Raw genomic sequence first — 13,255 nt, 5'->3', positions numbered from 1 at the left:
GATTTCTTACACACTTTTTGGCCTATAACCCCAATAACCTCCGTCTATGGAGTAGACTGGTATGGTTACATATTTGTATGTTGTTGATGATGACATTACGTACTAATAGCGCATAGTGCAGAAGGAGTATTGTATGGCTGGTAAGGCAGCGCCTAAGGAACCATGGTGGGAGACAATGCTTCTATTCGTACCACGAACTTTAGGGAAGCTCGTGCGCACGCTTTTTGGTGTTGGCGAATATGATGAAGCTTACCGCAGGGACGGTTTGTGCTTTATTATGTTGGTTCTTGCTGTGTTATTCTGTGCTTCTGAATGGTTTCGTGTAAGTGGTTTCATTGGCATAGGTTTGCACGTGCTTGCTTCAAGTTTGCTCGGCGTTATGAGCGTGGTATTGCCAGTTTGGTTAACTGTTGTTGCTTTTCGTTTAATGCGCAATAGTGGTGCAGATTCAGGTAATCCGCGTGTTATAGGCGGTTTTATTCTGTTACTGTGGTCTATTTGTTCAATTATTGATATTGTTTTTGCTGCTCAACGTCATACTTTTAGTTTTGAAGCGTTGCAAAAATCTGGTGGATTATTGGGATTTGCTTTAGGATCGCCGCTGTCTTGGGGTCTTTCTCGTATTTTTGCTCTTATTATTTTTGTTATTATCTCTATTTTTGCAATATTGCTGATTGCTCGTCTTCATGTGACTGATATTGCTCAATGTGTTGCGAGTATGTTCACAAAGCATTCCCATCGAAAGTCATCTAAAAATGCTGATGAAGATGCTGAAAATGCTGAAAATGCTGATGAAGATGCTGATGACGATACTCATTCTTTGCATTTTGCTGAAGGCGTGCCAACGCATGATGAAGCATCACCTCGAGAAAAGAGCAAGTCTGCAAAGACTTCTCTACTATCCAAATTGTGGCAATCACTATTCGGACGTAAAAAGAATAATAACAGTGAAGAATTGCTTGATGAGTACGCTGGTGATGATGCGTTTGCTCATGCTGCCGCTGTACATGGAGATACCAATGAAGAGTTTGAGCATGTGGAACCTAAGCGAGCTCGTACTGTAAGTAGCGGCGCTGGTCGTGATTCACATGTGCCAGGGTCTGAACAATCTTATACTGATACTGACTATGTGACACCTCGTAGTGCCTCTTCTGCAGCTAAGTTTACTTCTGCAGAAACGTTACCTAAAGCTCCTATGAGTAATACTGCAGATGCTATAGCTGATCCGTGGTCGAATATTCCAGCTGAAAGAATGGATCAGTATCGTCGTAATCAGGAAGATTCGGATGCGCCTCGTAGCAATGGTGCTTATGGTGATGGTGCTTATGTTGCAGCTGCTCAAGTTGCTATGGGTGCGTCGGAATCTGCTGATACTCATACTGATGATTTACAACCGTATAGATTGCCTGATTTGAATTTGCTGGCTCATGGAAAGCCTCATGCTGCTCGTACTCCTGCTAATGACAATGTTATTCGTGCTTTGACCTCCACGTTTGAGCAGTTTGATGTTGATGCGCGCGTAATCGGTTTTCTTAGAGGTCCTTCTGTTACGCAGTATGAAGTGGAACTTGGTCCTGGAGTAAAAGTTGAAAAAGTTACCAATTTACAAAAAAATATTGCATACGCTGTAGCTAGTACGGATGTGCGTATTTTATCTCCGATTCCAGGAAAGTCTGCGATTGGTATTGAAATTCCAAACGTAGACCGCGAAATTGTGCACTTAGGTGACGTGTTGCGCTCGCAAAAGGCTATGGATGATCCTAATCCTATGCTTACAGGCGTTGGAAAAGATGTTGAGGGTCATTTTGTAACGGCAGCTCTCGATAAAATGCCGCATTTGCTGGTTGCTGGTGCCACCGGCTCTGGTAAGTCGAGTTTTATTAACTCAATGCTTACTTCGATTATTATGCGTGCAACTCCTGAGCAAGTTCGCATGATTATGGTTGATCCTAAGCGCGTGGAACTTTCTGCATACGCTGGCATTCCGCATTTGCTCACGCCGATTATTACGGATCCTAAGAAGGCAGCTCAAGCTCTTGAATGGGTTGTTAAAGAGATGGATGCTCGCTACGACGACTTGCAATTCTTCGGTTTCCGACATGTGAAAGATTTCAACAAGGCTGTTCGCGAAGGAAAGGTTCACGCGCCGGCTGGCTCTGAGCGAAAAGTTGCCCCATACCCGTATTTGCTTGTGGTTGTGGACGAGATGGCTGATTTAATGATGGTTGCTAAGAACGATGTTGAAAGTTCTATTCAGCGTATTACTCAGCTTGCTCGCGCTGCAGGCGTGCATTTGGTTCTCGCTACTCAGCGTCCGTCTGTTGACGTTGTAACAGGTTTGATTAAAGCGAATATTCCTTCCCGTTTGGCTTTTGCTACTTCATCTGCAACTGATTCTCGAGTAATTCTCGATACTGTTGGTGCTGAAACTTTAATCGGTCAAGGTGACGCTTTGTTCCTTCCAATGGGTGCTGCTAAGCCTCAACGTGTACAGGGTTCATGGGTGAGCGAATCTGAAATTCGTAAAGCTGTGGAGTATGTTCGCACGCAGCGTAAGCCAAAGTATCGTGAAGATATTGAGCAGATGGCTCAAAAAGCGGATGCTCAAGCTCAAAGCAAGCTGAAAACAAGTGATATTGGCGACGATATGGATGAGTTGCTTCAGGCTGCGGAGCTTGTTGTTGGTTCGCAATTTGGTTCTACTTCAATGCTTCAGCGAAAGCTGCGTGTTGGCTTTGCGAAGGCTGGCCGATTGATGGATTTGCTGGAATCTCGTGGTGTTGTTGGACCTTCTGAAGGTTCTAAAGCTCGCGAAGTTTTGGTTCAGCCTGAAGATTTGCCGAAAGTTTTGGCATTTATTCGTGGCGAGTCTGACTCGTTGTAGCATAGTGCAGTGGTATACGATAGTATTCATGCAATAAGTGTGCTCGTGGTAATGCAGAAGTTTTAACTGTGCGATATTATGAAGGATATGGGTATGAAGAAGAATGCTAAATCATCGCTTTTTGATGGTTGGAATTGTGCTCCAAATATAGTGACTTATGCACGCATTATATTGTCGCTTATTTTTATTGGCTTATATTTGTGTGCGGGCGCATGGGGCTTCAATTCTGTTCCAGTGCGTTGGGCTGCTTTTGTGTTGTTTGTTGTTGCAGCTGCAACGGATAAGCTTGATGGTTGGATGGCTCGTACATATAACCAAGTTACTGAATTAGGTAAGTTGCTTGATCCAATTGCTGATAAAATTCTCATATTGGCTGCGTTAATTATCGCTTCAGTATTCGGCGAAATTTATTGGTGGATAACAATCTTGTTCTTAGTGCGTGAGATTGCTATTACTGTAGTGCGTTTTTATGTTATTCATAATGGTGGCAAAGTAATTGCAGCTTCTTCTGCTGGAAAGTATAAGACGTTAACTCAATCTATTGGCATTGCTATGATTATTGCCCCTATTATTGCTACGTTCTATGCTGCTTCACTTCCTGCTTGGATTATTTCGTACTATGCTGTGGCGTTTGGCTTGCTTGGCATTTCCTTAGGTTTTGCCTTCTATTCTGCAGTTTTGTACATATATAGCGCATTTTTTGATAAGCATGCGGTTGATCGTTCTCAAGGTAGGCATTCGAGCTTGCCGGTGCCACCGCCTCCACAGGAGTAATAATATTTGTTGTTATATTGCATGTAACTTGTTGCAAGCAGCTTATAGTTTGTAGCTTACGGTTTTTCTTAGAGATGCTTTTGTAGTGTTGTGCTAAGAGAAGCTGTAAGCTACAAGCATATTTGGTCGTATTGTATGCGATAACCATGGATTACTGTCGTAAGCTTATGCGAGTAGACTGAGTATGAAACTGAGTATATCGAGTGTAATATGAAAAATTTATCGACTTTTTCTGCATCAACTTCTGTTTACTCGCTTGCTGTGAGTGTGTTAGATCAAAGTTTGCAGCAAGGTTTGCATATTGCTGCTGCTGAATCGTTAACTGGTGGACTGTTGGCTGATGCTTTTGTGTCTGTTCCTGGAGCTTCTCGGGTATTTTGTGGTTCTGCTGTTACGTATGATATTCATGCCAAAGCGAAAATATTGGGTGTAAATGCTCATCTGTTGCAGACTGAAGGTGCGGTTCATCCGGATGTTGCTATGCAAATGGCAGTGGGTGCTGCTCGCGTGTATCGCGGCGGTGGATGGTCGTATGATGCTTCTGATGGAGATGCTTCCTGTTTTCCTATAGTTGGTCTATCTACTACTGGTGTTGCAGGACCTGGCTCTGATGGTAATAAGCCTGCAGGTTTAGTGTATGTTGGTTTATGCTTACCGAGTGTTAGTAATTTCCATAGTGACCTTGTTTGTAAGGCTCGTTTAGAGCTTAAATGTGAGTGCGTGAATAATATGTGGGATTACAGCGATGGTAACAATATTGTGCTTGTTTTTGAATTGAGATTATCGGGTGGTCGTGAAGAAGTTCGTAACGCTACTGTGTATAATCTTCTCACTTTATTGAATAATGTGTTGAGTATTGCTTATTTGTAATAACAATGAGGGGAATGTATGCGCGAGCGTGAATTTTGGCAGTTGCTTGAAGAGATTTTTGGGCGTGAACTAGGTCGTAGTATTGCACGCGATCAGGGCTTGCAAAAGTTGCATGGTATGAACGCTTATGATGCGTTAGAAGCTGGCGTTGAGCCTCGCGTTGTGTGGAATGTTTTATGTGATCATATGGGTATTCCTGATAGTAAGCGGTGGGGTAAAGATCATAATGCTCCTCCTATGCCTGCTTGTTAAGCATGGTTGCTTGAGTGTGTTGAGTTGATGTTAATAAGACACGCAATATCGAACAAATGTTCGTATATTGTGTATACTTGAATTGTTAAGTGATTGCAATCAATGGGTGCTGTAGTGGTTATGGCTTGTAGCTTTTATCCACATTGTTTCAGAGCACTTGTGTGAGCAACATGTGTGGAACTAAGGTCGTTCGATACATAACGGTATGCGAAAGGAGTAGCAGACATGGCGCAAACAAAAAATAAAAGTAATATTGATCGCCTTATTGATGCAGATAAGGCCGATCCGCGTCGCCAAGCAGCATTAGAAACTGCACTGGCTAATGTTGAACGACAGTATGGCAAAGGTTCCGCAATGCGTTTAGGCGATAAGCCTATGCAGGATGTAGAAGTTATTCCTACTGGCTCATTGGCATTAGATACTGCTTTAGGAATTGGTGGTGTGCCTCGTGGTCGTATTGTGGAAGTGTATGGTCCTGAATCTTCAGGTAAAACAACATTAGCTTTGCATATTGTTGCTAATGCTCAGCGTAATGGTGGTGTGGCAGCATTTATTGATGCTGAGCATGCGCTTGATCCAGTGTACGCTCGTAAATTAGGCGTTGATACTGATGCTTTGATTGTTTCTCAACCAGACAATGGTGAGCAGGCGCTAGAGATTGCAGATATGCTTATTCGTTCTGGTGCTTTAGATGTGATTGTAGTTGATTCTGTAGCAGCTTTGGTTCCAAAAGCTGAGATTGATGGAGACATGGGAGATAGTCACGTCGGTTTACAAGCTCGTTTAATGAGTCAAGCGTTGCGTAAAATGACGGGTGCTCTTTCTCAAGCTGGTACTACTGCTATTTTTATTAATCAGCTTCGAGAAAAAATTGGCGTATTCTTTGGTAATCCAGAAACTACTACTGGCGGTAAAGCTCTAAAATTCTATGCGTCTGTGCGTATGGATATTAGGCGCGTTTCCACTATTAAAAATGGTGAAGAAGCTGTTGGTAATCGCACCAAAGTGAAGATTGTAAAGAACAAGATGGCTCCGCCATTTAAGACTGCTGAATTTGATGTACTGTACGGTGAGGGTATTTCTACTGAAGGTTCCGTTATTGATATGGGCTTGCAGGCTGATGTTATTAAGAAATCTGGTTCATGGTTTACTTATGAAGGCGATCAGCTTGGTCAAGGTCGTGAAAATGTTCGTAAGTTCTTGAAGGATAATCCAGCTATTACTGAAGAAATTAGTGAAAAAATTAAAGCTTCATTAGGTTTAATGCAGTCCAAAGATCAATTTGCTGAAGATACTGAACTAAACCAAGCTGAAGATACTGATACAGATACAAAGTAAAGAGATACAAAGTAAAATGCTGCAGCAAAAGATGTGTCAGCAAAAGTAACAGTAAGTTGGGCTTATAAAGCGGATGAAATATGGTGATAAGTGTAGCGAGTTTTCTTCGTGAACATCCAGTAGTGCTTACTAAAGAGGAAGATTGCGAAAGTGATAACGATATTCCTCGCACTCGTAAGCAGCTATTGCATAAAACAGCGTTGCGAAGCATAAAACATCGTACAAACAACATATCGTATGAAACGAGTGCAGTTTCATATAATGTAGACGATGAACGTTGCGACAGTGATGAAAGTAGCAGCAGTGAAAGCATCACTACTCACGAATACGATGATTGCGATGAAAACTCAGCACTTCTCAGCAACTCTACCTGCATCAGTGATTCAGACATTTCAGACATTTCAGACAGTATGCAATCTTCTGAAGATATTGCTGCAGCAACTGCAATTGCTGCTGGGGAAGAAGTTACAGACAGAAAAGCTTTGCGATTTCGTTCTGGCAGCAGGAAAAAAGCTAAGAATAATCTCGTTCGTCATGGTTCTCGTATTGTTCAGCAAGTTTCTGCCGCTCAATCAACTCATGAAGACGATTGCAAGGAAGCTGCTTTACGGCTTTTAGATTATGCTCCTCGCTCTGTGATGGATATGCGCCAGCGTCTTCAAGAAAAAGGGTATTCTGAGGTTGTTGTTGAGGCGGTTATTCAACGTTTGCTGGAATTACATCTTCTTGATGACTATCAATATGCGCACACAGTAATTCGTTCTTGCATAGCGCGCATGTTAGGCGCAAAAGCTACGCGAATGGAATTACAACATAAGAAGGTTGATCCTGCTGCAATTGCACAATGTATGGCTTCTGCTCAAGAGTCGGGAGTATTTAATGAAGCAGCTTGGGAGCTTGGGCGTAAAACTGCCCAGCGTACGAAAAATCTCGAACCTTTAGTGCGTAGACGAAGATTTTTTGCAGCAGCTGCTAGAAAAGGACACGATTTAAACGTTATTACAAAAGTGTATGAAAATCTGTTTAACAAGGATGATGAATAGGTGAGAGGCTGCGGTATGCACCTTAGCCTCTCACATCTTATAGCACCTCTTGTGACTGTTATTTTGCGAAATGATGAGCTTGTTGTTGAACGTAGCTAGGCATTTCAGCAATATCAATAACATCAGTAAAACGAGGAATCTTATGCTCAAGATTTCTTAGCATACTTGGAGATTTCGTACCAGTTACTTTGCTCAGAGCATCCATGCATTGGAAATCATCCATATCTTGCACATGTTCAAGATGCAACGCTTCAGCAACAACGCGAGGGAACTTATACGGGCTTGCAGTGCTTAGCAGTACTCTCGGGACGTTTTCGTCATGTGGCATATGCTGCATGACGAAATATCCACAAGCGGTATGCGGATCAATCACATACTGGTATTGATTCCAACAATCATCAATAGCTTCGCGAATTTGATCCTCATTCGCCCAACCGCAACCAAACAGTGAACGAATCTTTGCGAGCACATTTTCTGGAATCTCAAAAGCACCCCACTGCTGTAAATCGTTCATAAGCATTTGGATTAAACGCGTGTCTTTATCGCACATGTAATACAACATGCGTTCCAAATTAGAAGAAACTAAAATATCCATAGAAGGAGCAACAGTGTGATGGAATGGGCGTTGACGATTGTAAGTGCCGCTTACCAAAAAATCAAATAGTACATTATTACTATTGCTAGCAACAATAAGATGTTTTACAGGCAAACCCAACATTTTCGCGTAATACCCGGCAAGAATATCACCAAAATTGCCAGTTGGAACACAAAATTCAACTTCATCGCCAAGCTGTATGACTTCGCGTTCAACAAGCTGCTTATAAGCCACAAAATAGTACACAACTTGTGGCACAAGGCGACCAACATTAATTGAATTAGCGGAAGATAATGTTGTATTTGCAGAATCTTCAAGATTTTTCGTAAGCTCGCTATTGGTGAATATTTGTTTGACACCTGTTTGAGCATCATCAAAATTACCACGAACTGCACAAACCTGCACATTATTGCCAAGCTGCGTAGTCATCTGCAATTCCTGAACTCTGCTAACTTTGCCTTCTGGATAAAAAGTAAGCATAGAAGTGCCAGGTACGTCAGCAAAACCAGCTAAAGCTGCTTTTCCAGTATCTCCAGAAGTTGCAGTAAGAATCATTACGTTCTTTTCGCTGTTTGATGTAGTTTTTTCGTCTTGAGTTTGAGTTCGCGACATCAACTGTGGCAGTATTTGTAACGCTACATCCTTAAACGCGCAAGTAGGACCATGGAACAGTTCCAGCACAAAATCTCGCGTATTTCCAAGTTGCTGAAGTGGCGTAATAGCAGCATCAGACCATTGGCTGCCATAAGCAAGTTGTACGCAATCAGCAAGCTCTTGTGTTGAATAGTCAGGCAGTAATAGTTGTAGGATTTCCGTAGCAATCTCTTGATATGACTTTTCTTGAAGTTTTGAAATATCGTAATGTTTGCTACCAAGAGTATCAGTTACGAATAGACCACCATCTTTTGCAATTCCTTGACGAATTGCTTGTTTTGCTGTGCAGATTGGCGTAGTGGAACGCGTGCTATGGAAAATAGCGGTATCTGTTACCATAATGCCTCCGTAACTGTTGATGCTGATAAATCGTTGATTTCAATGTTGATAATTGCTACCAACTATGGTACCTGAAGCGCTAGGCGAACGGGCGTGTGCTAATCTCATACATGTAACAATTTTCATGCTACGGTAGGAATGAAGCGAATAATAATCTACAGGGGGAAAGCGTTGACTGTTGATGATGTAGTGAATAATCGTGCGGACGCTGCTCGCACTGCATGGCGAGTATTCACAAAATCAGATACTCGTGCAAAAAATGCGCTGCTTGAAGCTATGGCTGATGCGTTAGAAGCTGCTGCTGCAAGTATTGCTTCTGCTAATGCGGAAGATCTTGAGGAAGCTCAATTGCGCGGTATGGATGCTGGTAAACTCGATCGATTAAAATTCGATGAGTCACGCATTATAAAATCTGCACAAAGCGTGCGAAATATTGCTCAATTGCAAGATCCTGTAGGTGAAGTTGTGCGAGGTTACACACTACCTAATGGTATTCGACTTTCGCAAGTTCGTGTGCCAATAGGTGTGATGGGTATGATTTATGAGGCTCGCCCAAATGTAACTGTTGATGTAGCAGCTTTGTGTATTAAATCTGGTAATGCTGCCATATTGCGTGGTGGGAGTGCTGCTCAGCATACGAATCAAGCAAGTATTGCAGTAATTCAGTCAGTGCTTAAAGAAGCTGGTCTTAGTGCTGATCTTATTCAATCAGTTGATGATTTGGGTAGGGATGGAGCCACAGCTATGATGCATGCGCATGGTCATGTTGATGTGCTTGTGCCTCGAGGTAGCGCAAATTTGATTGCTACAGTTGTGCAAGAATCTACAGTGCCAGTTATTGAAACGGGTGCTGGAAACGTACATATTTATGTAGATAGAAGCGCTGATATTAAAAAAGCGATACCAATTATTATCAATGCAAAAACTCAACGAGTAGGCGTGTGTAATGCTGCAGAAAAATTATTGGTGCACCGTAGTATTGCACAAGAATTTTTACCACAAATTGCTGCTGCTTTAGCTGAACATAAGGTTACATTGCATGCTGACGATACGTCTTACAATATTTTGCAAGCTGCTCATATTGCTGGTTTACAGCTTGAGCATGCTACTACGGAAGATTGGAAGCGCGAGTATTTGTCACTCAATATGGGTGTAAAAATTGTGGAAGATGCAGATGCTGCAGCTGCTCATATTGCGCAATATTCTACGGGGCATACTGAAACTATTCTTGCTGAAGATTACGCTACTATTCAGCGTTTTATTAGCAATGTTGATTCGGCGGTAGTGATGGTCAATGCTTCAACGCGATTCACGGATGGTGGAGAATTTGGTTTTGGTGCTGAACTTGGTATTTCAACACAAAAATTGCATGCGCGCGGTCCTATGGGTTTGCGTGAAATGACAACAACCAAGTGGATTGGCTACGGAGACGGTCAAATACGCGAGTAGTTTTTGCACTGAGCATGTACGTTCGCGCACTCCAAATGTGGGGTGGTTTTCTCGCGTTTGGAGCGGCGCGCCACAGTAAGCAAATTAAAAAGTAGATGTTCTGGTTTTAATAGTCACGTGGCGGTAAGGTAAGAGTATGCCTAATAATGACGTGAATTTGACTCCAGCTGAAGCTCTTAATATTGCCGCTGAGCGCTTATCTATTGTGAGATACGTTTTTCTAGTGCAAATTGAAGATGGTATTGCTTCCGCTTCGCAACGTTCGTCACTTGAATATGCTGATGCTGTATTAATGGGCTGGCCTGACGCTGATGCTCGTGATGTAACACTTCCTGATGAGTCTGCATTTGAAAACGTTCTTGAGTGCATGCGGCGCATGGAAGAACATATTGCTAAATTTAGTGAATTAGAACGTGAACATGATATTGACGCTATGACAGCCATATTGCCGCGTATTACTGAAGCTGTAGCGGGTATTCGCAGTGCGTATCAGCCAGATTTTCCGCTGCCAACTTTCATTGAAATTCAACGCGTTGTGCAAGATGAGTGGAATGAAGAAATGGGTAACATTAATCCAGACGGTGCTAATGTGGCTTCTGGTCTCGTGAATGAAACTCAAGCAGAAGATAAGGAATCTGAAACGTATGAATCCTGAGCTACACGCTGATGAAGAACGTCGTATGTCTGATTTGTTTCAGGGTTCGTTTACAGGTAAAGAAGCTGCGCCTGCCGTAGTAGCAAGATTGAAGCATAGGCGCATTTCTACGCGCGGCAATGTACATGAGCGTCAACGTATTGGTATTATGGGTGGCACTTTTGATCCCATTCATAATGGTCACTTGGTAGCAGCTTCGGAAGTTGCTTGGGTGTATGATTTAGATGAAGTTATTTTCGTGCCAACTGGTAGACCAGTGTTTAAGCTCGATAAAAAAGTTACCAATGCTGAAGACCGCTATTTAATGACGGTGATCGCCACTGCTTCAAACCCAAAATTTACTGTTTCTCGCGTAGATATTGATCGACCGGGAGTAACCTACACTATTGATACTTTGCGAGATATTCATGCTCAGCATCCGGATGCCGAACTGTTCTTCATTACTGGTGCTGATGCTGTTGCTGAAATTATGCAATGGAAGCATGCGCGCGAAATGTGGAACTTGGCGCGGTTCGTGGCTGTTACTCGTCCTGGTTATTCTAGACCAGAAAAGCTTGCAGATTCTAATTCACCGTTGCTTCCTCGCGAACCACATACCAATGATACTGGCGTAGTAGTTCATTGTGACGACATGGTTCATTGTGACGCACAGCATTTGCCTGTTGATATTTTAGAAATTCCAGCATTGTCTATTTCTTCTACTGACGTACGTAGACGTGCTGAGCATGGTGAGCCAGTATGGTATTTGGTTCCTGACGGTGTAGTTCAGTATATAGTTAAGCATGGTTTGTATCGTGTGTAACTATTGATTTTTCGGCTTGTCGTTTATCGTCTGTGCAAAAAGTTACTATTAATTATGTTCATTTCGCGAACTAAAGCGAACTAATGTTTGGAGATATGGTGAGCATCGTCCTTGAAGGAAAGCCAGATAAAAACCTTGTTCTCGTTACCGGTCGCGCCCATCCGAAGCTTGCGCGTGATGTAGCGAATCAGCTTGGTATTGATGTATTGGAAACAACAGCATACGATTTTGCTAACGGTGAAATGTATGTTCGTTATACGCAGTCCGTTCGTGGCACTGACGTGTTTGTGTTACAAAGTCACAGTGATCCTGTTAACAAGTCCATTATGGAACAGTTGATTATGATTGATGCTTTGAAACGTGCGTCTGCTCGCTCTATTACTGCAGTATGCCCACTTCTTGGCTATTCTCGTCAAGATAAGAAGCATCGTGGTCGCGAGCCTATTTCTTGCCGCTTGATGTTTGATTTACTTAAGACTGCTGGTGCTGATCGCATTATGAGCGTTGATTTACATGCTGCTCAGTCTCAAGGATTCTTTGATGGTCCTGTTGACCATTTGATTGCTATGCCAGTTTTAGTTGATTACGTACGTGATCGTTTCCGTGATGATCTTGCAAACGTAACTGTTGTGTCTCCTGATGCAGGTCGTATTCGCGTAGCAGAGCAGTGGGCGCAGCGCTTGGGCGGCGGTCCTTTGGCTTTTGTGCATAAAACTCGTGATATCACTTGCCCTAACAAGACGGTTGCAAATCGCGTAGTTGGTGACGTTGCTGGTCGCGATTGCGTGATGGTTGACGACTTGATTGATACTGCTGGAACTATTGCTGGTGCTTGCAACGTATTGAAGGAAGCTGGTGCTAAGTCGGTTACTGTTGTTGCAACTCACGGCGTGCTTTCTGGTCCTGCAGTTGAACGTTTGAAGGCTTGCGGCGCTCGCGAAGTGGTTTTGACTGATACTGTGCCAATTCCAGAAGAAAAGCGTTGGGATGGTTTAACTGTTCTTTCAATCGCTCCGCTTCTTGCAAGTGCTATTAAAGCAGTGTTTGAGGATGGTTCGGTTGCTAAGCTGTTCGATACTTACCCGGAGCATCACGGCCAAGGCTTCTTATTTGCGTAAAACCAGTAATGTGCCTGTGCGCCACGCCAATTTGACGTTTTTTAATATTATGGCATAATGGTGACTTGGCGGTTTTTTCCGCCGTTCCCTCATGGTGTAATGGCAGCACACGGGTCTTTGGAACCCTTTGTCTTGGTTCGAATCCAGGTGAGGGAGCTTGCTGCAGACGCTACTTGGGTTTCCCGGGTAGCGTTTTTGCGTTTTTGTCTCTGTCTTTTGTTGGGTTATAGGGTTATTTCCCCAAAAGTGTGTAAAACTAAGCTGATGAATATTCTGTGGCATAAACCATAGCCTCAGCACTGTTAAAAACTCAGTTATCTAGCTGAGAAAACAACGGTAATTACCCAAACACTGTTACTAGTTCAGTTAACCGACTGAGAAAACAACGGTAATCGCCCGAACACTGTTATTAGCTCAGTTATCTAGCTGAGAAAACGACGGTAATCACCTAAACACTGTTACTAGTTCAGTTAACCGACTGA

Annotated in this window: 11 protein-coding genes and 1 tRNA gene; 11 read left to right on the top strand and 1 reads right to left on the bottom strand. The window is 42.9% G+C overall.

Annotated features, from left to right (window positions below; all coding sequences use genetic code 11):
* The first annotated feature begins 133 nt into the window (after positions 1 to 133).
* The 6 genes from HMPREF3208_RS05570 to HMPREF3208_RS06710 all read left to right on the top strand — a co-directional run bounded on the left by HMPREF3208_RS05570 (position 134) and on the right by HMPREF3208_RS06710 (position 7,161).
* The gene (locus HMPREF3208_RS05570) at positions 134 to 2,884 is read left to right on the top strand and encodes an FtsK/SpoIIIE family DNA translocase (RefSeq protein WP_064347629.1); all 2,751 of its coding nucleotides are present in this window, start codon (positions 134 to 136) and stop codon (positions 2,882 to 2,884) included.
* Between the two features lie 93 nt (positions 2,885 to 2,977).
* Positions 2,978 to 3,658, top strand: a complete 681-nt coding sequence (gene pgsA / locus HMPREF3208_RS05565; protein ID WP_064347627.1) for a CDP-diacylglycerol--glycerol-3-phosphate 3-phosphatidyltransferase — start codon at positions 2,978 to 2,980, stop codon at positions 3,656 to 3,658.
* A 210-nt stretch (positions 3,659 to 3,868) separates the two neighbouring features.
* Positions 3,869 to 4,528 carry a CinA family protein gene (locus tag HMPREF3208_RS05560; protein WP_064347625.1) on the top strand — a complete coding sequence of 220 codons (660 nt, stop codon included), beginning with the start codon at positions 3,869 to 3,871 and terminating at the stop codon, positions 4,526 to 4,528.
* A gap of 18 nt (positions 4,529 to 4,546) precedes the next feature.
* Complete coding sequence (locus HMPREF3208_RS05555) at positions 4,547 to 4,780, top strand: DUF3046 domain-containing protein (protein WP_064347623.1); 234 nt, start codon at positions 4,547 to 4,549, stop codon at positions 4,778 to 4,780.
* A gap of 225 nt (positions 4,781 to 5,005) precedes the next feature.
* Complete coding sequence (recA, locus tag HMPREF3208_RS05550) at positions 5,006 to 6,118, top strand: recombinase RecA (RefSeq protein WP_016637666.1); 1,113 nt, start codon at positions 5,006 to 5,008, stop codon at positions 6,116 to 6,118.
* A gap of 80 nt (positions 6,119 to 6,198) precedes the next feature.
* Positions 6,199 to 7,161, top strand: a complete 963-nt coding sequence (locus HMPREF3208_RS06710; protein ID WP_230953111.1) for a regulatory protein RecX — start codon at positions 6,199 to 6,201, stop codon at positions 7,159 to 7,161.
* Between the two features lie 58 nt (positions 7,162 to 7,219).
* On the opposite strand, the gene thrC is transcribed toward HMPREF3208_RS06710, so the two are convergent.
* A complete protein-coding gene (gene thrC / locus HMPREF3208_RS05540) occupies positions 7,220 to 8,749 on the bottom strand; it encodes a threonine synthase (RefSeq protein ID WP_064347621.1) in 1,530 nt (509 codons plus the stop codon).
* Positions 8,750 to 8,887: 138 nt separating this feature from the next.
* Here thrC and HMPREF3208_RS05535 point away from each other — a divergent pair, with 138 nt between their 5' ends.
* The 5 genes from HMPREF3208_RS05535 (at position 8,888) to HMPREF3208_RS06820 (ending at position 12,929) form a co-directional block, all read left to right on the top strand.
* Entirely contained in the window at positions 8,888 to 10,198 is a 1,311-nt protein-coding gene (locus HMPREF3208_RS05535) for a glutamate-5-semialdehyde dehydrogenase (RefSeq protein WP_064347619.1), read from the top strand.
* A gap of 136 nt (positions 10,199 to 10,334) precedes the next feature.
* Positions 10,335 to 10,853, top strand: coding sequence for a hypothetical protein (locus HMPREF3208_RS05530; RefSeq protein ID WP_016637671.1), 519 nt, complete (start codon positions 10,335 to 10,337; stop codon positions 10,851 to 10,853).
* The gene (nadD, locus tag HMPREF3208_RS05525; protein WP_064347617.1) at positions 10,843 to 11,655 is read left to right on the top strand and encodes a nicotinate-nucleotide adenylyltransferase; all 813 of its coding nucleotides are present in this window, start codon (positions 10,843 to 10,845) and stop codon (positions 11,653 to 11,655) included. Before HMPREF3208_RS05530 ends, nadD begins: the two co-directional genes overlap by 11 nt.
* Positions 11,656 to 11,750: 95 nt before the next feature.
* Positions 11,751 to 12,773 carry a ribose-phosphate diphosphokinase gene (locus HMPREF3208_RS05520; RefSeq protein WP_032814501.1) on the top strand — a complete coding sequence of 341 codons (1,023 nt, stop codon included), beginning with the start codon at positions 11,751 to 11,753 and terminating at the stop codon, positions 12,771 to 12,773.
* Positions 12,774 to 12,858: 85 nt separating this feature from the next.
* Positions 12,859 to 12,929, top strand: a tRNA-Gln gene (locus HMPREF3208_RS06820).
* The last annotated feature ends 326 nt before the right edge of the window (positions 12,930 to 13,255 follow it).

It is taken from the genome of Gardnerella vaginalis, assembly GCF_001546485.1.
Classification (GTDB): domain Bacteria; phylum Actinomycetota; class Actinomycetes; order Actinomycetales; family Bifidobacteriaceae; genus Bifidobacterium; species Bifidobacterium vaginale_D.
Note: the sequence above shows the minus strand (reverse complement) of the source record. Positions and strands in the feature narration are given on the sequence as shown.

Coding starts and splice junctions, on each gene's coding strand:
- HMPREF3208_RS05555 (WP_064347623.1), top strand. CDS start 4,547: ATGCGCGAGCGTGAATTTTGGCAGTTGCTTGAAGAGATTTTTGGGCGT.
- HMPREF3208_RS06710 (WP_230953111.1), top strand. CDS start 6,199: ATGGTGATAAGTGTAGCGAGTTTTCTTCGTGAACATCCAGTAGTGCTT.
- HMPREF3208_RS05520 (WP_032814501.1), top strand. CDS start 11,751: ATGGTGAGCATCGTCCTTGAAGGAAAGCCAGATAAAAACCTTGTTCTC.
- HMPREF3208_RS05530 (WP_016637671.1), top strand. CDS start 10,335: ATGCCTAATAATGACGTGAATTTGACTCCAGCTGAAGCTCTTAATATT.
- HMPREF3208_RS05570 (WP_064347629.1), top strand. CDS start 134: ATGGCTGGTAAGGCAGCGCCTAAGGAACCATGGTGGGAGACAATGCTT.
- thrC (WP_064347621.1), bottom strand. CDS start 8,749: ATGGTAACAGATACCGCTATTTTCCATAGCACGCGTTCCACTACGCCA.
- HMPREF3208_RS05535 (WP_064347619.1), top strand. CDS start 8,888: ATGAAGCGAATAATAATCTACAGGGGGAAAGCGTTGACTGTTGATGAT.
- HMPREF3208_RS05560 (WP_064347625.1), top strand. CDS start 3,869: ATGAAAAATTTATCGACTTTTTCTGCATCAACTTCTGTTTACTCGCTT.
- nadD (WP_064347617.1), top strand. CDS start 10,843: ATGAATCCTGAGCTACACGCTGATGAAGAACGTCGTATGTCTGATTTG.
- pgsA (WP_064347627.1), top strand. CDS start 2,978: ATGAAGAAGAATGCTAAATCATCGCTTTTTGATGGTTGGAATTGTGCT.
- recA (WP_016637666.1), top strand. CDS start 5,006: ATGGCGCAAACAAAAAATAAAAGTAATATTGATCGCCTTATTGATGCA.